General features: G+C 70.5%; 15 protein-coding genes and 1 pseudogene. 9 read left to right on the top strand and 7 right to left on the bottom strand.

The genetic code is table 11. From position 1 onward, the window contains the following. Positions 1-136: 136 nt before the first annotated feature. On the bottom strand, positions 137-1,552 hold the full coding sequence (locus FGL25_RS00145) for an AMP nucleosidase (protein ID WP_138140595.1): 1,416 nt from the start codon (positions 1,550-1,552) through the stop codon (positions 137-139). A gap of 140 nt (positions 1,553-1,692) precedes the next feature. Here FGL25_RS00145 and FGL25_RS00140 point away from each other — a divergent pair, with 140 nt between their 5' ends. Beyond that, entirely contained in the window at positions 1,693-2,232 is a 540-nt protein-coding gene (locus tag FGL25_RS00140; protein ID WP_138140594.1) for an SRPBCC family protein, read from the top strand. A gap of 4 nt (positions 2,233-2,236) precedes the next feature. Here the strand turns inward: FGL25_RS00140 and FGL25_RS00135 are convergent, their stop codons facing one another. From FGL25_RS00135 to FGL25_RS17050, 4 genes are all read right to left on the bottom strand, one after another. After that, positions 2,237-2,887: an alpha/beta hydrolase fold domain-containing protein gene (locus FGL25_RS00135; RefSeq protein ID WP_167493259.1), complete on the bottom strand. Its 651-nt coding sequence runs from the start codon at positions 2,885-2,887 to the stop codon at positions 2,237-2,239. Between the two features lie 64 nt (positions 2,888-2,951). After that, complete coding sequence (locus FGL25_RS00130) at positions 2,952-5,072, bottom strand: S9 family peptidase (protein WP_138140592.1); 2,121 nt, start codon at positions 5,070-5,072, stop codon at positions 2,952-2,954. A gap of 88 nt (positions 5,073-5,160) precedes the next feature. Further along, entirely contained in the window at positions 5,161-6,423 is a 1,263-nt protein-coding gene (locus FGL25_RS17055) for a dipeptidyl-peptidase 5 (RefSeq protein ID WP_252969927.1), read from the bottom strand. Between the two features lie 89 nt (positions 6,424-6,512). Beyond that, the gene (locus tag FGL25_RS17050) at positions 6,513-7,256 is read right to left on the bottom strand and encodes a TolB family protein (protein ID WP_252969926.1); all 744 of its coding nucleotides are present in this window, start codon (positions 7,254-7,256) and stop codon (positions 6,513-6,515) included. Between the two features lie 69 nt (positions 7,257-7,325). On the opposite strand from FGL25_RS17050, the gene FGL25_RS00120 reads away from it, so the two are divergent. The 8 genes and pseudogenes from FGL25_RS00120 (at position 7,326) to trxA (ending at position 17,471) form a co-directional block, all read left to right on the top strand. Continuing rightward, positions 7,326-8,204: a GNAT family N-acetyltransferase gene (locus FGL25_RS00120; protein WP_138140591.1), complete on the top strand. Its 879-nt coding sequence runs from the start codon at positions 7,326-7,328 to the stop codon at positions 8,202-8,204. A gap of 10 nt (positions 8,205-8,214) precedes the next feature. Next, complete coding sequence (gene tsaE / locus FGL25_RS00115) at positions 8,215-8,718, top strand: tRNA (adenosine(37)-N6)-threonylcarbamoyltransferase complex ATPase subunit type 1 TsaE (RefSeq protein WP_138140590.1); 504 nt, start codon at positions 8,215-8,217, stop codon at positions 8,716-8,718. Beyond that, positions 8,711-9,799 carry an N-acetylmuramate/N-acetylglucosamine kinase AmgK gene (amgK, locus tag FGL25_RS00110; RefSeq protein ID WP_138140589.1) on the top strand — a complete coding sequence of 363 codons (1,089 nt, stop codon included), beginning with the start codon at positions 8,711-8,713 and terminating at the stop codon, positions 9,797-9,799. The genes tsaE and amgK overlap by 8 nt, the downstream gene beginning before the upstream one ends. Further along, complete coding sequence (murU, locus tag FGL25_RS00105) at positions 9,796-10,509, top strand: N-acetylmuramate alpha-1-phosphate uridylyltransferase MurU (protein WP_167493258.1); 714 nt, start codon at positions 9,796-9,798, stop codon at positions 10,507-10,509. The genes amgK and murU overlap by 4 nt, the downstream gene beginning before the upstream one ends. A gap of 2 nt (positions 10,510-10,511) precedes the next feature. Beyond that, complete coding sequence (gene addB, locus FGL25_RS00100) at positions 10,512-13,586, top strand: double-strand break repair protein AddB (protein WP_138140588.1); 3,075 nt, start codon at positions 10,512-10,514, stop codon at positions 13,584-13,586. Next, positions 13,583-14,644, top strand: a pseudogene (locus FGL25_RS17845) (UvrD-helicase domain-containing protein); the annotation flags it as partial. The gene addB and the pseudogene FGL25_RS17845, both read left to right, overlap by 4 nt. 85 nt (positions 14,645-14,729) lie before the next feature. Then, entirely contained in the window at positions 14,730-17,012 is a 2,283-nt protein-coding gene (locus FGL25_RS00095; RefSeq protein ID WP_354702780.1) for a UvrD-helicase domain-containing protein, read from the top strand. A gap of 126 nt (positions 17,013-17,138) precedes the next feature. Then, positions 17,139-17,471: a thioredoxin gene (trxA, locus tag FGL25_RS00090; protein ID WP_003166386.1), complete on the top strand. Its 333-nt coding sequence runs from the start codon at positions 17,139-17,141 to the stop codon at positions 17,469-17,471. Between the two features lie 157 nt (positions 17,472-17,628). Here trxA and FGL25_RS00085 read toward each other — a convergent pair whose 3' ends face one another. Together FGL25_RS00085 and FGL25_RS00080 are read right to left on the bottom strand one after the other, a co-directional pair. Continuing rightward, positions 17,629-18,915, bottom strand: coding sequence for a bifunctional folylpolyglutamate synthase/dihydrofolate synthase (locus FGL25_RS00085; protein WP_138140587.1), 1,287 nt, complete (start codon positions 18,913-18,915; stop codon positions 17,629-17,631). Positions 18,916-18,930: 15 nt separating this feature from the next. Next, on the bottom strand, positions 18,931-19,827 hold the full coding sequence (locus FGL25_RS00080) for an acetyl-CoA carboxylase carboxyltransferase subunit beta (protein WP_003166388.1): 897 nt from the start codon (positions 19,825-19,827) through the stop codon (positions 18,931-18,933). Positions 19,828-19,832: the final 5 nt, after the last annotated feature.

Here is a 19,832-nt window from a genome sequence, read left to right as displayed (position 1 = left end):
GCGAGAGTGTGCTAAGAACTTTATTTTGTAAAGTTCTTTCTTGAAATTGCGCCACACGACCCTTCACCCTGCCTAGCGCCCAAGCAAAAAGGGCGCCGGGGGAGCCCCAGCGCCCTCTTCAGGTCAGCGGGTCGTCTTACCGGAACGGCGGCTCGTCGAAGGCGCGCAGCTTGCGGGAGTGCAAACGGGTGCCTTCGGCGCGCAACAGGTCCACCGCCTGAATGCCGATCTGCAAATGCTCGGAGATCGAACCTTCATAGAAGCGGTTGGCCTGGCCCGGCAGCTTGATCTCACCGTGCAGCGGCTTGTCCGAGACGCACAGCAGCGTCCCGTAGGGCACGCGGAAGCGATAGCCCTGGGCGGCGATGGTGGCGCTTTCCATGTCGATGGCGACGGCGCGGCTCTGGTTGAAACGCAGGGCCGACTTGGAATAACGCAGCTCCCAGTTGCGGTCGTCGGTGGTGACGACGGTGCCGGTGCGCAGCCGCTTCTTCACCTCTTCGCCCGGCGCGCCCGAGACCAGCTTGGTCGCGTCATAGAGGGCGCGCTGCACCTCGGCGATGTTGGGGATCGGAATGTCGGCGGGCAGGACGGCGTCCAGCACATGGTCGTCGCGCAGATAGGCGTGGGCCAGGACGTAGTCGCCTATGGTCTGGCTGCCGCGCAGGCCGCCGCAGTGGCCGATCATCATCCAGGCGTGCGGACGGGTGACGGCCAGGTGGTCGCAGATCGTCTTGGCGTTCGACGGCCCGACGCCGATGTTGACCAGGGTGATGCCCTGACCGTCCGGCCGCGTCAGGTGATAGGCGGGCATCTGATGCTTACGCCAGGCGGCGTCCATGATGGCCGCCTCGGGGTTGTCGGTGGCGCTGGTCACCACCACGCCCCCGGCGCAGGACAGGCTTTCATAGGGGCTGTCGGGGTCGGCGATCTCGGCCGTAGCCCAGCGCACGAACTCGTCGACGTAGCGGTTGTAGTTGGTGAACAGGATGAAGCTCTGCACGTCCTCGACCGGCGTGCCGGTGTAGTGACGCAGGCGGGCCAGCGAGAAGTCGGTGCGCAGGCCGTCGAACTGGGCCAGGGGGAAGTCCTCGCCCGGCTCGAACAGGCCGTCCGAGATTTCATCGCCGATGTGGGCCAGATCCGTGGTCGGGAACCAGCGGGCGATGGCCGCCGTCATGGAGCTGTCCAGCACCACGCCGGAACCGTCCAGCACATAGGGGAAGGGGATTTCCTGTTCCGACGGCTCGACCGTGATCCGGGCGCCGTATTCGTCGGACAGCAGCGTCAGCTGCTCCAGCAGATAGGCGCGGTACAGGTCGGGGCGGGTGACGGTGGTCGTATAGACGCCGGGGCGCGACAGGCGGCCGAAGGCGCGGGTCTCGAGATCCTGCGGGCGGTCGCCGAACCAGCTGATGGTCAGTCGGGGATAGGCGAAGAGGCCGGCGGCCCGGGCTTCGGGATCGGCGCGCTCGCCGGTCTCGAGAAAACGCTTCACTGCGGTGCGCAGGTTGGCGACGGATTGGCTGTAGAGGGTTTCGAGGCGGTCCAGCGCCGCCTGGGGGTCATCTTGTCTGTCATGGCTTCCTCTACCGGAAAACCGTGACCTTGGCGAGACGGGGGAAACACGCCGACACGACAGTTGACCGCAGACGCGCCCGCGCGCTTCCTCATGCCGCTGGAGGATTTCCGATGGTTCGACGCCTGTTTCCGCTCATTGCGGCCGCCGCCCTACTGGCCGTCGCCTCTGCTCCGGCGCCCGCCTGGGCCGAGGTGAAGTCGGCCGCGCCGCATGGGTTCGAGATCGGCGGGACGCTGACCCTGAACGCGCCGCCCGCGCGGGTCTGGGCGCTGTTGACCGCGCCCGACGCCTGGTGGAGCCGCGACCACCGCTGGTTCAGGAACTCCGCCCTGGCGCTGGACCTGTCGCCCGGCGGCTGCTGGTGCGAGCGGGCGGCGGACGGCCGCGTCTCGCGCCATCTGGAGACGGTGCTGGTCGAGCCGGGATCGAAGCTCGTGCTGCAGGGCGGCCTCGGCCGGCTGCAGGGTCAGGGCGCGGCGGGCGGCCTGACGTTCAGCCTGAAGCCGGAAGGCGACGGGACGACCCTGACCTGGGCCTATGTCGTCGGCGGCTACGCCGGCGGCGGGTTGGAAGCCTGGGCCGCACCCGTGGACGGGGTGCTGTCGGCCCAACTGGCCAATCTGAAGACGCAGCTCGAGCGGGCCGACTGACGCCTCAGCCCAGCGCCCCGTGCAGGAAGGCGACGGCGCCCGCCATATCGCCCGTCGCTCCACGCCACACAGGCGCTGAATCAGAGGCGACGCCATAGGCGGACGGATCGGTGAAGGTCGCGTCCGGCCGCTGCGGCGCGCCCAGGGCCGCCGCTGCGCGCACGGCGGCAGGCGCGCCGGCCGCCGCCAGATAGCGTCGATCCAAGACCAGCATCAGGGCCGCCCGGCCGCCCTCGCCCAGTCCCAGAACGCCGATGCGTTCAGCATCGCCGCCGAGATCCTGGACCCGTTTCGCCGCCCAGGCGACAGCCGCCGCCGCGTCGGAAATGAAGGCCGGGTGCGGACTGTCCGGCGCCTCGCGTCGGTCGACCAGGAGCACAATGAAGCCGCCCTCGGCCAGATCGCGCGCCGCGCGTTCATCCGCCGCCTCGGGCGCGCCGTCGGGCAGCAGGACCAGGATCGGCAAGCCGCCCGCCCGCGCCGGGCGATAGAGGCGCAGGCTCTGACGCGGATCGGCGCCATAGGCCGCGCGCGCCGTGCGCCAGCCGGGCGGCCCCAGCGGGGTCGGCAGCGTCGGGCCTTCGCCGACCAACGGCGCGCAGGCGGCCGTCGCCACGGTCGCCAGAAGCGGCGCCAGAAGCCCTCGTCTCGTCATTCCGCCTCCCCGAAAGCCGAAGGGCGCGGCCCTGACGAACCGCGCCCCGAAGTCAGGCCGAGCCCTACTTGGCCAGATGCTTGTCCAGCCAGCCGAACACCTCATTGTGCCATTGCAGGCTGTTGGCCGGCTTCAGCACCCAGTGGTTCTCATCCGGGAAGAAGACGAAGCGGCTCTCGACCCCGCGCCGTTGCAGGGCGGTGAAGGTCGACAGGGCCTGAGACGTCGGGATGCGGAAATCGAGGTCGCCCTGGATCACCAGCATCGGGTCGCGCCAGTTCTGCACGTGGTTGGCCGGATTGAACTTCTGATAGCCTTCCGGATTCTCCCACGGCGTGCCGCCGTATTCCCACTCGGTGAACCACAGCTCCTCGGTGCCGTAGCCCATGCCGAAGGTGTCGAAGACGCCGTCGTGGTTGACCAGGCATTTGAACTCGCCCGGCCAGTTGCCCGCGATCCAGTTGATCATATAGCCGCCATAGGAGGCGCCCAGGGCGCAGGCGTTGTCACCGTCTAGAAAGCCGTACTTCGACTGGGCGAAGGCCCAGCCTTTCTGCAGGTCTTCCAGCGGGCGGTCGCCCCAGTGCTGGCTGATGGCGTCGGTGAACTCCTGCCCGTAGCCGGTCGAGCCGTGGAAATCGATCATCACCACCGCATAGCCCGCGCCCGCATAGGTCTCGGGGTTCCAGCGGTAGGACCAGCCGTTGCCGAACGAGCCCTGCGGCCCGCCGTGGATCAGGAAGGCGACCGGGTATTTCTGGCCCTCGACATAGTTGGCGGGCTTGATGACGTAGCCGTGGACCGTCTCGTCGTTCCAGCCGGGGAAGCTGAACTGCTCGGCCTCGCCGAAGGCCTTGGTCGCCAGCTGCGGATTCACGTTGGTGAGGCGACGCGGCATTTCGCGGCCGCGATAGGTCTTGAAGAACAGGTCGCTGGGCGAGGTCAGGGTGTCGACCGCCATGACGAAGCCCGAGGGCGTCTGCTGAAAGGCGCCGACGTGGCCTTCGCCTGTCAGCGGCGTCACCACCCCGTTGCGCGCGTCGATGGCGAACAGGCGGGTCTGACCGACGTCGCCCGCCGTCGTATAGAGGGTGTTCCCGTCCTTCGACCATTGCAGCGTATCGGCCGAGCGATCCCAGTTGGCCGCGATCTGGCGCGTCTGGCCAGTGGCGACGTCGCGCAGGAAGATCGAATATTTGTCCGCCTCGAAGCCCGGACGGGCCATGGCGCGATAGGCCAGGGTCTGACCGTCCGGCGAGAAGACCGGGCCGGTGTCCCAGGCCGGGTTGGCCTCGGTCAGATTGGTCAGTTGGCCGGGCGCCGAGACAGCGACGCTGTAGAGGTCGAAGTTGGTGCTCCACGGCTCGCTGTTCCCGGCCTTGCGCGCCGAGAAGACCAGCGACCGCCCGTCAGGGGCGAAGGTGAACTCGCTCTCGTCGCCGAACGGCTTGGACGGGGTGTCGCCGTCGAAGCCTTTCGTGACCCAGACCGGCTCGCCGCCCGCCTTGCCGTCGGCGCCGATCGACTGGACGAAGAGGTGGTTCTGGGTGTGGTCGTTCCACGTATCCCAGTGACGCACGAACATGCGATCATAGACCTGGCCGGTCGACTTGCGCTCGGCCTCGGTCTTGCCGCGCGCGACCGAGGCGTTCAGGTCGGCCGCATCCGGGTAGACGGCCAGAGACACGGCCACGGCGTCGCCCGCGCCATTGATGCGATAGGCGTTGACGTCGGTCGGCAGGGCCGTGACCTGCGTCGCCGTCGCGCCCTTGTCGGCCGAGACCCATACCTGGCTCGAGCCCGAACGACTCGACAGGAAATACAGCTTGCCGTCGGCGCCCCAACGGGCGGTGTTGGCGCCGCCTTCGGAAATCGCCAGCTTCTGCGGCTGCGCCTCGCCCTTCAGGCCTAGGATGTAGAGGGCGCTGGAGCGCTTGTTGGCCGCCACGTCCGTCTGGGTCAGGGCATAGACCACCCACTCGCCGTCCGGCGACACCTGAGGATCGCCCAGTCGGTTGGCCGAGATCATGTCCTGATAGGTGAAGGCGGCGCGGGCCTGGGTCGTCGCTGGGGCCGTCGCAGCCGCCGGAACGGCGAGCGCCCCCTCGGCCAGGGCCGGAAGGGCCGTGGCGGTCAGCAGGGCGACGGCGCTGAGGCCGGACAGGAGATGGGGCAGGCGGCGCATTCAGGCGCTCCTCATGCGGATGTGAAGTCTGGCCGAAGGCCTAACACCGCCGCGCGCCGCCCGCAAAGTCTCCTGTTCAGCTCGCGGTTTACTGACCTTCCTTCGTCCAGTCGGCCGTCCAGTCCAGGATCTCCTGCTGCCACTCGACCCAGGTCTGGGGTTTCAGCACCCAGTGGTTCTCGTCCGGCACATGGACGAAGCGGCTGGGTATGTTCAGCCGCTGCAGGGCCGAGAAGGTCGCCAGCCCCTGCTCCATCGGCACGCGGAAGCCCTTAGAGCCGTGCAGCACCAGCATCGGCTTCTTCCAGTCGCCCGCATAGGTCTCGGGGTTGTGGGCGTCATAGACCGCCTTGCGATCCCAGGTCGCGCCGCCGAACTCATGGATGAAGGTCGAGATGTCCATGGCGTTCATCAGTTGGGGCACGTCGAACACGCCCGCGTGGTTGACCAGGCAGCGCCACGGCTCGTTCCACTGGCCCGCGATCATATTGACCATATAGCCGCCGTAGGAGGCGCCCAGCGCGCAGGCCCGTTCGCCGTCGATCCACGGATTGGCCGACAGCGCCGCCTGCCAGCCCTTTTGCAGGTCTTCCAGCGGACGATCGCCCCAGTGGTCGTTGATGGCGTCGGTGAAGGCCTGGCCGTAGCCCGGCGAGCCGTGGAAGTTGACCATCACCACCGCATAGCCCGCCGCCGTATAGACCTGCGGATTCCAGCGGTAGGACCAGCTCTCGGTCCAGGGCGACTTGGGACCGCCGTGGATCAGATAGACGGCCGGATATTTGCGGCCCTCGACGAAGCCTGCGGGCTTGAACACCCAGCCGTGCGCCGTCTCGTCGTTCCAGCCGGGGAAGCGGATCTCCTCGGGACGCGGCAGGTTGATGCGGGCCAGCAGCTCGGCGTTGTGCTGGGTGGCCTGGCGCGCAGCCTGGCCGTTCCGGGCGATGAAGATCTGCGTCGGGGCCGTGAAGGTCTCATGGGCATAGGCCAGAACGCCGCCGACCTCGTCGAAATCGCCGACCGAGCCGATGTCGGTCAGGGCCTTCACCGCGCCGCTGCGGGCGTCGATCTCGAACAGGCGGTTCTGGCCTTCGTCGGCGGCCGTCACATAGAGCGCACGGCCGTCCGAACGCCAGGTCAGGCCGCTGGGACCGCGATCCCAATTGGTCAGGGCGCGAGCGTTCGCGCCGTTCGCATCGGCCACCATGACCACCGGCTGATCGCCGCCGACGTTCTCGCGCGGGGCCGCCAGCCAGGCCAGACGCCGTCCATCGGGCGACAGGGCGGGCGCCCCGTCCGGTCCCGAATGGCCCTCGGTCAGATTGACCGGCGCGCCGCCGTCCAGGCTCAAGCGATACAGGTCGCTGTCGTTGGTGAAGGCGGCGCGGTCCGCCTGCTTGCGCGCCGCATAGATGAAGGCGCGCCCGTCGCGCGCGATCGTCAGCCCGCCTCGCCGACGCTGACGTCGCCGTCCAGTCCAGCGGTCAGGTCGCGCGGCTGACCCTCAGCGAAGCCCGAGCCGTTCAGCGGCTGCAGGAAGATGTGGCTCTGGCGGCCGTCGGCCCAGCGGTCGAACACCCGCAGCGGCATCCGGTCATAGACCTGCTGGGTCGACTTGGCCCGTTCGGCCAGGCGGTCCTTGGTGCAGTCCAGGGTCTCGCAGTCCGTATAGACCGACACGCCCAGCACCAGGGCCTTGCCGTCCGGCGTGAAGCGGAAGCCCGACACGGACACCGGCAGGGTCGTCGCCTGGGCCGCCGCCATGCCCTCGCGGTCGGCGCGCCACACCTGGTTCGACCCGCCGCGCGACGACAGGAAGTAGATCGACTGCCCGTCCGGCGCCCAGCGCGCGCCCGAGACGCCGCCCTCTGAGATCGGCAGGCGACGCGGCGCCGTCGCGCCGTCGACGTCGGCCATCCACAGGCCGGTCAGGTTGCGGTTGCCGTCCCAGTCGGTGCGCGTCACGGCGTAGATGACGCGGCGGCCGTCGGGCGAGACGCGCGGATCGCTGACCCGCTCCATCATCGCCAGATCCTTCAGCCCGAGGCGGTCCGAGGCCTCGGCCTGAGCCGGCGCAACCGCTGCGGCCGGCGCTTCCTGGGCCAAAACCGGCGTCGCGGCCAAGCCGCCCGCCAGCAACAGCATCTGGACGGCCGCAGCCGTCATCCAGTGTGATCGGGTCATTACGCTACACTCCCCCAAAGAATGGTCAGGCTTCCTGCATAGGCGGCGATCCGGTCCTAGCCAAGCTGGATGGCGCTTGCCCGCCGCCGCCGCCTCGGCGACAAGCAGGCGATGAGTCCGGCTCCGCACATTGTCGACGTCCTGATCGCCGAGCGCGCGCCCCGGCTGACGGGATCGGCCGCCTGGCCTTTGGCGCGGCCCGCCCTCTACGGCCTGCTCGACTACGCCAAGGCGCGGCGCATGGCCGACGCCATCGGCCCCATGGCCGGACGACAGGCGCTGGATTACGTCTCCGACCTGCTGGAGCTGACGGTGCGGACGGCGCATCTGGATCGCCTGCCCGCCTCGGGCCGCTGTCTGGTGGTGTGCAACCATCCGACCGGCATCGCCGACGGCCTGGCCGTGCATGACGCCCTGCGCACGGTGCGAAACGACCTGATCTATTTCGCCAACGCCGACGCCCTGCGCGTCTCGCCGCGCCTGTCGGAGACCGTCGTTCCCGTCGAATGGGTCACGGCCAAGCGCACCCGCGAGAAGACCCGCGCCACCCTCCAGGCGGCGAAAGAGGCGTTCGAGGCCGAACGCTGCGTCGTCATGTTCCCGGCCGGACGCCTGGCCCGCGTCGGTGCGGACGGCCTGCTGACCGACCCCGACTGGGCCGCCACCGCCGCTTCGCTGGCCCGCAAATACGAGGCGCCGGTGATCCCGATCCACGTCGCCGGTCCGAGCAGCCGCCTGTTCCACCTGTTCGACAAGGTGTCGCAGGAACTGCGCGACATCACCCTCTTCCACGAACTGCTGAACAAGAAGGGCCGCGCCTTCGACCTGATCGTCGGCCGCCCCATCCCGCCATTGGCTCTGGACGTCGACGCCCAGGCCGCCACCCTGAAACTGAAAACCTTCGTCGAGCGGACCCTGGCCGCCGATCCTGACGCGACCTTCGCCTGATGCCCTCCGCATGATGATTTTCGACCTTCCCGACGCCGACGCCACCACCCGCCTCGGCGAAGCCATCGCCCCCCTGCTGGAACCGGGCGAGGCCGTCCTGCTCTACGGTCCGCTGGGCATGGGCAAGTCGACGCTGGCGCGCGGCCTGATCCGCGCCCTGACGCACCCCGACGAGGACGTGCCGTCGCCGACCTTCACCCTGGTCCAATTCTATGAGAGCGACCCGCCCATCGCCCATTTCGACCTCTATCGCCTGACCCGGCCCGAGGAGGCCTTCGAGGTCGGACTGGACGAGGCGCTGGACGAGGGCTGCGCCCTGATCGAATGGCCCGAACGCCTGGGCGACGATCCCGGCCGGATGCTCGGCCCCGACCGGTTGATCATCGAAATCTCGGAACCAGTCCCTCAAGCAGCCGCCCTCCGCGAGGGCGGCGATAGGGGCCTCTCTGGAAGAGTTGCGACCGTTTCCGGCGCAGGCTCGTGGGAAGCGAAACTGAAGGAACTCCATGTCTGACCGCGAAGCCCTCCGTCTCGATTTTCTGCGCTCGGCCGGGCTGGCCGGGGCCGTGCGCGCGCCCCTGCCCGGCGACGCCTCGACACGCCGATACGAGCGGCTAGCCACGCCGTCCGGCGCCTCCCTGATGCTGATGGATCAGGCCCCCGCCGCCGAGAGCCGCCCCTGCGATCCGTCATGGACGCCGGACCAGCGCCACGCGCACGGCTGGAACGCCGTCGCCCGCCTGTCGGCCGGACGCATCGAGGCCTTCGCCGCCGTCGCCGCCCACCTGAAGTCGCTCGGCCTGTCGGCGCCCGAAATCGTCGCCGTCGACGCCCCGAACGGTCTGGCCGTGATCGAGGATTTCGGCGACGCCCTGTTCGCCCGCGTCATTGAGGACGGCGCCGACCCCACCCCCCTCTATCGCGCCGCCGTCGAAGCTCTGGCCGTCCTGCACGCCGCCCCGACGCCCGATGTCCTGACCGGCCCGGCCGGCGACTGGCCCCTGCTGACCTATGACCAGACGGCGCTGCAGGGCGGCGCCGACCTGTTCGTCGAATGGCTGCCAAAGCTGATCTCCGCCCTCAGCTTCGACGACGCCGCCGTCGCCGAATGGCGCGCGGCCTGGGCGCCGATCACGGCGATGGGCGAGGCGGCCGCGACCGTCATGGCCCACCGCGACTATCACGCGGAGAACCTGATCCGGTTGGACGGCAGGACCGGCGCCGCCTCGGTCGGGATGATCGACTTCCAGGACGCCGTGAAGGCCCACCCGTCGTGGGATCTGCACTCCCTGCTGCAGGACGCCCGCCGCGACGTGGCGCCCGAGTTGGAGGCGCTCGCGCTCGACCACTACTTCACCCTGCGCCCCGAGACCGACCGCGAGGCCTTCATGGCCGCCTACGCCGGTCTGGCCGCCCTGAACGAGGCGCGCATTCTCGGGATCTTCGCCCGCCTGATCGCCCGCGACGGCAAGCCCCGCTACGCCGCCTTCATGCCCCGGATGTGGGCGCACCTGAACGCCAATCTGAAGGCGCCGGGCCTCGAAGCCGTCGCGGCCTGGATGAACCGCCACGTGCCGGAGGATGTGCGCCGATGACGTCTCCCACAACCGCCATGGTCCTGGCCGCCGGGCTCGGCACGCGGATGCGCCCGCTCACCAACGACCGGCCCAAGGCTCTGGTCGAGGTCGGCGGCAAGGCGCTGATCGACCATGTGCTCGACCGGCTGGCCGAGGCGGGCGTGACCGACGTCGTGGTCAACGTCCACTGGTTCGCCGACCGGCTTGAAAGTCACCTGGCCGCCCGCACCCGCCCGAGCATCCGCATCTCCGACGAACGCGCCGAACTACTGGAGACCGGCGGCGGCCTGAAGAAGGCCCGCCCCCTGCTGGGCGACGATCCCGTCTTCGTCGCCAATATCGACAGCGTGTGGATCGACCGCGGCGACGCGCTCGGCGATCTCATCCGCCTGTGGAATCCCGAACGCATGGACGCCGCCCTGCTGCTGGCCCGGCGCGAAGGCTCGATCGGCTTCGAGGGCGGCGGCGACTTCTTCCTGTCCGACGACGGCGCCCTGGCCTTCCGCGGCGAGGCCGCCAGCGCGCCCTACGCCTATATGGGCGTCCACATCACCCGCCCCGATTACGCCGACCACGGCCCCGATGGTCCCTTCTCGCTCAGCCCCCTGTGGCGCGCCTCGGGCGCCGAGGGCCGCCTGTTCGGCTGCGTGCTCGACGGCGACTGGATGCACGTCGGCGACCCGCAGGCGCGCGATGAAGCCGAGGCGCGGCTGAAGGCGGAGATCTGACCATGACGGGGGGGCGCTTCGATCCTTTCTCGGGTGACGGCCCGCGATGGCGCGCCGTGCCCGCCTGGCGCCCCTTCCTCGAAGACCTGGCGGCGGGGGTGCTGGACTGGCTAGGCGACGCCCCGCCCGAGACCCTGACCGACGCCACCATCCTGCTGCCCAACCGCCGCGCCGCCCGCGCCTTCTCCTTCGCCCTGGGCAAGCTGGCGGGCGAGCGCCCCGTCCTGCTGCCTCAGGTCCGCCCGCTCGGCGATCTGGAAGAAGACGAGCCGCCCTTCGCCCCCGGCGAACTGGGTCTGGACCTGCCGCCCGCCATCGCCCCTCTGACGCGCCGCTTCGAGATGGCGCGCATGATCGCCGAGGATTTCGAGCCGGGGATGAAGCCCCTGCGCGCCCTCGAAATGGCCGATGCGCTGGGCGCCTTCCTTGATTCCTGCCAACTCGAGGAAGTCTCAGATCTGTCGCGCGTCGCGACGCTGGCGGAACAGGATCTGGCCGAGCACTGGCGCGAGAGCGCGCGCTTCCTCGGCCTCGCCGTCGAAGCCTGGCCGAAACGGCTGGAGGCGCTGGGCCTGGTCGACCCCGCCTGGCGCCGCGCGACCCTGCTGCGTCGTCTGGCCGAGGCGTGGGACGCCCGCCCGCCTCAGGCCCCGGTCATCGCCGCCGGGTCCACTGGCACCGTCCCCGCCGCCGCCGATGTGCTGAGGGCCGTGGCCAAGGCGCCGCAGGGCGTGGTCGTCCTGCCCGGCCTCGACCTCGATCTGGCCGCCGACGCCTGGGACCGCATCGACGACCAGCACCCGCAGGCCGCGCTGAAGGCGCTGCTGGCCCGCGCCGAAGTCGCACGCGAAGCCGTCCAGCCGTGGCACCAGCCGCCGCTCGATCCCGCCATCGAGGCGCGAGGCCTGGCCCGCCAGCGCCTGATCAACGAAGCCCTGCGCCCGGCCGAGGCCACCGACGACTGGCGCCGCGAGATCAAACGCCTGCGCGCCCGCTCGGCCGAGGCGGGCCGCGCCGCCGACCCCATCGCCGAGGGCCTGTCGGGCCTGACCGTCCTGTCTGTCCGCGCCGAGGAGGAGGCGGCGACCGCCGTCGCCCTGATGATGCGCGAGAGCCTTGAGCACCGCACGCCCGACGGCCGCCCCATCACCTGCGCCCTGGTGACGCCGGACCTGCAGCTGTCGCGTCGGGTCGAGGCGCGGCTGGCGCGTTGGGGCATCGTGGCGGACTCCTCGACCGGCCAGCCGCTGTCGCGGATGACGGCGGGCGTGCTGGTCGACCTTTGCGCCCGCTTCCTGGCCGAACCGCTGAAGCCGCAGACCCTTCTGGCCCTGCTGAAGCACCCGCTGGTCCGCCTCGATCTGGGCGAGATGTCGCTGCACGACGCCGCCGAGGCGCTGGAGGAACACGCCCTGCGCGGCCCGCGCCCGCGCCGCTGGTCCCAGCTTCACGAACGCCTGCTGAAGGCGGCCGAGCCTCGGCGCGGCGGCCTGCCGCTGGCCGACTGGAAGCTGGCCCGGTTGAAAAGCGCGCAGACCCTCGCGGACCGGCTGGAGGCGCTGGCGACCGCGCGCCCCTGTCCGCCGGACGAGGCCGCCCGCACCCTGACCGCTCTGATCGAGGCCCTGGCGGGTCAGAACGCCTGGGCCGGGCCGGACGGCGAGGCGGCGGCGTCCCTGCTGTCGGCCCTGATCGAGGGCGGCGGCCCGCTAGGCGACACCACGCCCGCCGAGTTCGCCGATCTGATGGCCGCCTTGCTGGCCGAGACGACGGTGCGGACCGGCGGCGCCACCCATCCGTCCTTACGCATCCTCGGCGCCATCGAAGCCCGCCTGGCGCGCGCCGACCGCATGATTCTGGCCGGGCTGGAGGAGGGCGTCTGGCCCAACGCCGCCCCGGTCGATCCCTTCCTGTCGCGGCCGATGCGCGCCGCCCTGCCCCTGCCCGCGCCCGAACGGCGCCTGGGTCAGACGGCGCAGGACTTCGTTCAGGCCGCCTGCGCCGACGAGGCGATCCTGGTCCACTGCGAGCGGCGTGGCGGCCAGCCCGCCGTGCGCTCGCGCTGGCTGTGGCGACTGGAGATGCTGACGCGCGGCGCCCATGCCGATGACACGCCGGTCAGGCTCAGCGCCCCCGAGGGCGTCGCCGACTGTACCCGCGCTCTGGACGCCCCGCCGCCCGGCCCGGCCCGGCTGGCCCCGCGCCCCGCGCCCGCGCCCCCGGTCGAGCGCCGTCCGCGCAGCCTCTATGTCACCGGGGTCGAGCGCTGGGTCCGCGACCCTTACGCCCTTTACGCCCGCCGCATCCTCAACCTCGAACCGATGGAGCGCCCCGGCGCCTCGGCCGAGGCCCTGGCGCGCGGCAACGCCGTGCACAAGGCCATCGAGCGCCTGACCGAGGACTGGCCCGACCTGCTGCCCGACGATCTCGACGCGGTGATCGAGCGCCTGCTGCTGGAGGAGCTGGGAGCCCATGGCTTCGAGGACGCCGCCATGGCGCGCGAGGCGCCGCTGGCCCGGAACGCCGCCCGCTGGCTGGCCGGTTTCGAGACGAACCGCCGTGCGCGCGGCGTCCAGCTGCTGATCGAGCAGCAGGGCGCCCTGACCTTCGACGCGCCGGGCGGCCCCTTCACCGTCAAGGCCTACGCCGACCGCATCGAGGTCGGCGCCCTGTCCGCCGCCGTCATGGACTTCAAGACCGGCCAGGTGCCGACCGCCAAACAGATCAAGGCGGGCTTCGCGCCCCAGTTGACCCTGACGGGCGCCGTCCTGGCCGCCGGCGGCTTCAAGGACACGAACGGCCCCGTCCCGCCAGAGGAGCTGACCTACGTCCGCGTCGTCGGCCGCAAGAAGGCGGGCGAGGTCGCCGTGCGCGCGGCCGGGCCGGAAGCGCAAATCCTGTCCGACGCCGCTCTGCAAGGCCTGATGGCGCGCGTCGCCGAGTTCGACCGGCCGGAGACGCCCTACCTCTCGTGGGCCGCGCCTCATCTGATGGGCAGCTACAGCCCCTACAACCTGCTGGCCCGCGTCTGGGAGTGGCACGTCATCGGCGGCGGCGAAGAAGGAGAGACGGAATGAACCTCCACGTCCGCGACGGCCTCAACCCCCAGACCCGCGCCGCCGACCCGACCCGCTCGGTCTTCGTCACCGCCAACGCGGGATCGGGCAAGACCACCACCCTGGTCAGCCGGGTGGCGCGCCTGCTGCTGGGCGGCGCCGCGCCCTCGGCCATCTTGTGCGTGACCTATACCAAGGCCGCCGCCGCCGAGATGCAGGCCCGCCTGTTCGAGACGCTCGGCAAATGGGCCGTCATGGACGACGGCGAACTGTCAGCGGAACTGGCCCGTCTGGACGACAGCGACCCCGCCGCCCTCAACCCCGCCCGCCTGTCCGAGGCGCGTCGCCTGTTCGCCCGCGCCCTGGAGACGCCCGGCGGGCTGAAGATCCAGACCATCCACGCCTTCTGCGAAAAGCTGCTGCGCCGCTTCCCCATCGAGGCGGGCGTCTCGCCGCGTTTCACCGTGCTGGAGAATGAGGCGGCGATCGCCCTCAGCCACGCCGCGCGCGAAGACCTGGCCCGCGCCGCGCTCAGGGACGCCGAAGGACCGGTCGGCGAGGCCTACAGCCATTTCGCGGTCGAGCTGGACTGGGGTCGTTTCCAGGATCTGCTGGCCCTGATCGAGGCCAAGCGCGCCGAACTGACCGACTATGTCGCCCGCGTCGCCGACGGCCGCGCGCCCGGCCCCTACGTCCTGACCGGCGCAGACCCGCAGAAGACGCCCGAAGACATCGAGGCCGGTTTCATGCGCTGGCTGGACCGGGGCGAGGTCCGCCGCATGGCCGAGCTGATGGCCACCGGCTCCAAGACCGACAAGGACCGGGCCGCCGAACTGATCCACGCCCTCGACCACGACTGGAGCTTCCACGGCCTAGGCGTCGTCTTCCTGACCGGCTCCGGCTCGCCCCGCAAGTCGATGGCGACCAGGCAGGCGCCGCCCGACGCGGCCGGCTGGCTGGCCGATCTTCAGGACAAGTTCTTGGCGGCGCGCGACCAACTTCGCGCCGCCAAGGTCGCCGACGACACCATCAGGCTGCTGACCCTCGCCAACGCCCACGCCGCCCTCTACGAGGCGGCCAAGACGGCGCACGGCGCGCTCGACTTCTCGGATCTGGTGGCCCGCACGGTCGAAACTGCTGACCGTCCGCTCGACCGCCGCCTGGGTGCTGTACAAGCTGGACGGCGGCGTCGATCACGTCCTGATCGACGAGGCCCAGGACACCGCCCCCGAACAGTGGGCCATCATGCGCGCCCTAACCGGCGAGTTCTTCACCGTGGAGGGGACCGACCGCACCGTCTTCGCCGTCGGCGACGAGAAGCAGTCGATCTACTCCTTCCAGGGCGCCCGGCCCGAGCGGCTGCGGCAGGAAGCGCAGGTCTACGACGGCCTGATCACCGGCGCGGGCGGCGCCTTCGAGGGCGTGCCGCTGGAGACTTCCTACCGCTCGACCGAGGCGGTGCTGTCGTTCGTGGATGAAGTCTTCGCCACGCCCGAACGCGCCCGAGCGCTGGTCGGGGAGACAGGCGAGATTCCGCACCACACCGCCGCCCGCCAAGGCCAACCCGGCGCGGTCGAACTGTGGCCCCTGTTCGTGGACGAGGCCCCGCCCGAGCGCGACGCCTGGACCGATCCCGTCGATCAGGAAGGAACCGCCAGCGCCCGCAAGCGCATGGCCCAGACCCTGGCGCTGGAGATCAAGCGCCAGGTCGAAAGCGGCGCCGTCGTCTTCGACAAGAGCGGCTCCGCGCGACCGTGCGGCTACGGCGACTTCCTGATCCTGGTCCGCCGCCGCGACGCGACCTTCGAGGAGATCATCCGCGCCCTGAAGGCGGACGGCGCGCCGGTGGCGGGCGCCGACCGGCTGAAGCTGTCGCAGCACATCGTCTTCGACGACCTGAAGGCGCTGGCCCGCTTCGCCCTCTTCCCCGGCGACGACCTGACCGTGGCCGAGGTGCTGCGCGGCCCCTTCTGCGACGTGGACGAGGACAGCCTGTTCGACCTCGCCGGTCTCAAGGATCGCAAGGGCCTGTGGCGCGAGCTGAAGCGCCGGGCGGGCGAGCGGCCGGAGTGGGGCGGGGCGCGGGACCTGCTGCGCGCGGCGCGCGACGCCCGCGATCTCGATCCCTTCGGCTTCTTCTCCCGCCTGCTGAACCGGGTGGACGCGACCGGCCAATCAGGCCGCGCCCGCATCCTGACTCGGCTGGGCCGCGAGGCCGAGGAAGCCATCGACGAGACCCTCAATCAGGTGCTGGCCGCCGAGGGGCGCGGCGGGACCGATCTGGAGACCTGTCTCGCCCTGCTGGAAGCCGCCGATGTCGAGGTGAAGCGCGAACTGGAAGGGCCGCGCGGCGAGGTCCGCGTCATGACCGTTCACGGGGCCAAAGGGCTAGAGGCGCCGGTCGTCATCCTGCCCGACACGACGATGAAGGCGAAGGCGCAGGGGCCATCGTTGATGCCGGTCGCCACCGAGAGCGGCGAAGCCTGGCTGATGTGCCCCGGCTCGTCGAAGGAGGACTGCCCCGCCTCGGCCGACGCCCGCGCGGCGCGCGAGGCGCGGGTCGGCGATGAATCCCTGCGCCTGCTCTACGTCGCCCTGACCCGCGCGCGCGATCGGGTGATCGTCATGGGGCGCGGCTCGAAACGCGCGCCCGAGGCCGGGGACTGGTGGTCGGTGATCGAGGAGACCTTCGACCGACTGGGCGATCAGGTGCGTGAACTGGACGGCGGCGTCCGCCGCTACGGCGCCGATCCCGACAGCCTGCCCGCCGCCGTCGCCGCCGCCCAAATGCGCGCGGAGACCCCCGATTGGGCGCACACAAACCCGCCGCGCGACGCCGCCGCCCGCTTCGCCTCACCCTCGCAGATGCAGGAGCAGAAGCGCATCCCGGCGCCGTCGCCCTTGGCGCGCGGCGAAGGGCCGGGCGCCGGGCTGGGCCGCTTCCGACGCGGGGATCTGATCCACCGCCTGCTGGAGCGCCTGCCCGACCTGCCGTCGCCCGATCGGCCCGACGCCGCGCGACGGATGCTGGCGCGCGAGCGCGACCTGACCGATGACCAGCGCGCCGAGATGATCGCCGCCGCCTTCGGGGTGCTGGACGACGCCCGCTTCGCCCCCGTCTTCGGTCCCGGCAGCCGCGCCGAGGTCGCCCTGACCGGGACCGCGCCCGACCTGCCCAGCGGCGTGTCGATCTCCGGCCGCATCGACCGGCTGGTGGTCACGCCGCAGCGGGTGCTGGTGGTCGACTTCAAGTCCAACCGCCCGGCTCCAGATTGGGCCGAGGACGCCGATCCGGCCTATATTCTGCAAATGGCGATCTACGCCGCCGTCCTGCGCCGCCTCTATCCTGACCGGGCAGTCGAGGCGGCTCTAGTCTGGACCGACGGGCCGAAGCTGATGGCCGTGCCGCAGGACCTGATGGACGCCGCTCTCGAAAATGCGCGTTGATTTGTCGGGGATTCGCACCCACATCTGTGGCCGAACGCTGGCGCTACAGTCAGCGCGCGATTATCAAATGCGCTCAAGCAGCGAGCCGCGGCGCGGCGAGCGATAGCGCTCTTAAGGAGATCATTCATGGCGACTGTGAAAGTCACCGACGACAGCTTCGACGCCGACGTCCTGAAGTCCTCGACCCCCGTACTGGTGGATTTCTGGGCCGAGTGGTGCGGCCCCTGCAAGCAGATCGGCCCGGCGCTGGAGCAGATCGCCGACGAACTGGCCGGCAAGGTCACGGTCGCCAAGGTCAACATCGACGACAGCCCCATGGTCCCGTCCAAGATGGGCGTGAAGGGCATTCCGACCCTGATGCTGTTCAAGGACGGCCAGATGACCTCGATGAAGGTCGGCGCCATGCCCAAGGGCAAGATCGTCGAATGGCTGGCCGAAGCCGGCGTGACGGCGGACTGACACGACATTCTCCCTCCCCTTCATGGGGAGGGCGGCTGAGCCCATAGGGCGAAGTCGGGTGGGGCGGCGTTTCGAAAGAGGCGCCGCCTTTTTCTTTGTTTGCTTTGCTACGCGACCACCCTCCCCAAGCCGGGGAGGGAGAGGCCTGGCGTTTGCTTCAGATCGGCCAGGTCTCGCGGCTGGTGCCCAGCACCTCGCCCGCCAGATACAGCGAGCCGCAAATGACCACCCGTCCGGCGCCCAGGGCCAGGGCGCGGTCCAGCGCAGCGTCCACCGATCCCGCCGCCAGGGCGCCGAAGCCGCGGCCCTGCGCGACGGCGGCCAAGGCCTCCGGCTCGGCGGCCGTTCCGTCGAAAGCGACGGTGAAGACCTGGGCGTCGATCCCCTTCAGCGCCTCGAAGAAGCCGCCGGCGTCCTTGTTGGCCAACATGCCGACGATCAGGGCCGTGGGGCGGGGGGCGCGCACCTGACGGTCGGACAGGGCGCGGGCCAGGGCGCGGGCGGCGTGAGGATTGTGCCCGCCGTCCAGCCACAGTTCAGCGTCGGCCTTCTGGGCCTTGTCGGCATAGGGACCAGCCGTCAGCCGCTGCATCCGCGCGGGCCAGCGCACGGCCTTCAGCCCCTCGGCGATGGCGGCTTCGGGCAGGTCCAGCTCTAGCGCGGCGGCGATGGCCACGCCCGCATTGTCGAACTGGTGCGCACCGGACAGGGCGGGCGCGGGCAGGTCGAGGAACCGCTCATGATCCTGATAGACGAGGCCCCCGCGCTCGGCCCAGGCGTCGAAATCCACGCCCATGACGGTCAGGGGCGAGCCGACCTCGGCCGCGCGACGCTCGATCACCGCCATGGCCGCCTCGGACTGGCGCGCCACGACGCCGCGTGCGCCCGCCTTGAGGATGCCCGCCTTCTCGCCCGCCACGCCTTCGATGGTCGTGCCCAGAAACTCGGCGTGATCCAGATCGACCGGGGTGATGACGCTGAGCAGGGGCCGGGCGATGACGTTGGTGGCGTCCAGCGATCCGCCGAGGCCCACCTCGATGACAGCCAGGTCGGCGGGCGCCTCGCTCATGGCCAGAAGGCCCGCCGCCGTGGTGCTCTCGAACACCGTAGCTTCGCCGCCGGTTTCAGCCATCGCCGCCTCGACCCGGTCGAGGATGGCGTTCAGGGCGTCATCGGTGATCAGCGTCCCGGCCAGGCGAATACGCTCGTTGAAACGCACCAGATGCGGCGAGGTATAGGCATGAACGCGCAGGCCCGCCGCCTCGGCAATGGCGCGGATCAGGGCGACCGTCGAGCCCTTGCCGTTGGTGCCCGCGACATGAACGACCGGCGGCAGTTTGTCCTGCGGATTCCCGAGCGCCGCGCACAAGGCCCGCATCCGATCCAGCGACAGGTCGATGCGCTGGGGATGCCGGGCGCGCAGGCGTTCCGAAATCGGGTCCATGGCAAAAGCCTGCGGTTAGGCAGCCTTCTTCTGGGCCGCGCCGCCCATCAGCATGGACAGGATCAGGCCCAGGGTCGTCGGCAGGTCGCCGCGCGACACCACCTTGTCCACCATGCCCTTGTCCTTGAGGTATTCGGCGCGCTGGAAGCCCGGCGGCAGTTTCTCGCGGATGGTGGTCTCGATCACGCGCGGACCGGCGAAGCCGATCAGGGCGCCCGGCTCGGCCAGGTGGACATCGCCCAGCATGGCGTAGGAGGCCGTGACCCCGCCCGTGGTCGGGTCGGTCAGCACCACGACGTAGGGCAGCTTGGCCGCCTTCACCTCCTGAACGGCCAGGGTGGTGCGGGCCATCTGCATCAGGCTGAGGGCGCCTTCCTGCATCCGCGCCCCGCCGGCGGCGGTGTAGCAGACCAGGGGAACGTTGCGCTTCACCGCTTCACGCGCGGCGGCGATGAAGGCCTCGCCCGCCGCCATGCCCAGCGAGCCGCCCATGAAGGTGAAGTCCTGCACGATGACCACGGCGGGGGCGCCGCCGATGCGGCCGTAGCCGATGGCCATGGTGTCCTTGCGGCCCGCCGCCTTGCGCGCCGCCGACAGACGGTCGCGATAGGGCTTGCCGTCCGAGAACTTCAGCGGGTCTTCCGGCACGTCCGGCGTGTCGATGCTTTCGAACAGGCCGTCGTCGAAGGTGGCCTTCAGGCGCGTCGGCGCATTGATCCGCATGTGACGCCCCGACGGCGTGACCCACAGGGCCGCCTCCAGGTCCGAGCGGAACAGCATCTCGCCCGTATCGGGATCCTTGACCCACAGATTGTCCGGGGTGTCGCGCGGGCTGACGATCTTGCGCACGCCGGGCGCGAAACGCGACAGCCAGCCGCCGCGAGCCTTGTTCTCGGGATTTTTATCGACCATGGGCG

It is taken from the genome of Brevundimonas vancanneytii, from assembly GCF_901421975.1.
Lineage (GTDB): Bacteria > Pseudomonadota > Alphaproteobacteria > Caulobacterales > Caulobacteraceae > Brevundimonas > Brevundimonas diminuta.
This window is presented reverse-complemented; position numbering and strand designations above follow the sequence as displayed.

Bases quoted from the DNA above. Each gene is read 5' to 3' on its own strand.
- FGL25_RS00080 (WP_003166388.1), bottom strand. From the start codon at position 19,827: ATGGTCGATAAAAATCCCGAGAACAAGGCTCGCGGCGGCTGGCTGTCG.
- trxA (WP_003166386.1), top strand. From the start codon at position 17,139: ATGGCGACTGTGAAAGTCACCGACGACAGCTTCGACGCCGACGTCCTG.
- amgK (WP_138140589.1), top strand. From the start codon at position 8,711: ATGTCTGACCGCGAAGCCCTCCGTCTCGATTTTCTGCGCTCGGCCGGG.
- murU (WP_167493258.1), top strand. From the start codon at position 9,796: ATGACGTCTCCCACAACCGCCATGGTCCTGGCCGCCGGGCTCGGCACG.
- FGL25_RS00135 (WP_167493259.1), bottom strand. From the start codon at position 2,887: ATGACGAGACGAGGGCTTCTGGCGCCGCTTCTGGCGACCGTGGCGACG.
- FGL25_RS17050 (WP_252969926.1), bottom strand. From the start codon at position 7,256: ATGACCCGATCACACTGGATGACGGCTGCGGCCGTCCAGATGCTGTTG.
- tsaE (WP_138140590.1), top strand. From the start codon at position 8,215: ATGATGATTTTCGACCTTCCCGACGCCGACGCCACCACCCGCCTCGGC.
- FGL25_RS00085 (WP_138140587.1), bottom strand. From the start codon at position 18,915: ATGGACCCGATTTCGGAACGCCTGCGCGCCCGGCATCCCCAGCGCATC.
- FGL25_RS00120 (WP_138140591.1), top strand. From the start codon at position 7,326: ATGGCGCTTGCCCGCCGCCGCCGCCTCGGCGACAAGCAGGCGATGAGT.
- FGL25_RS00130 (WP_138140592.1), bottom strand. From the start codon at position 5,072: ATGCGCCGCCTGCCCCATCTCCTGTCCGGCCTCAGCGCCGTCGCCCTG.
- addB (WP_138140588.1), top strand. From the start codon at position 10,512: ATGACGGGGGGGCGCTTCGATCCTTTCTCGGGTGACGGCCCGCGATGG.
- FGL25_RS00140 (WP_138140594.1), top strand. From the start codon at position 1,693: ATGGTTCGACGCCTGTTTCCGCTCATTGCGGCCGCCGCCCTACTGGCC.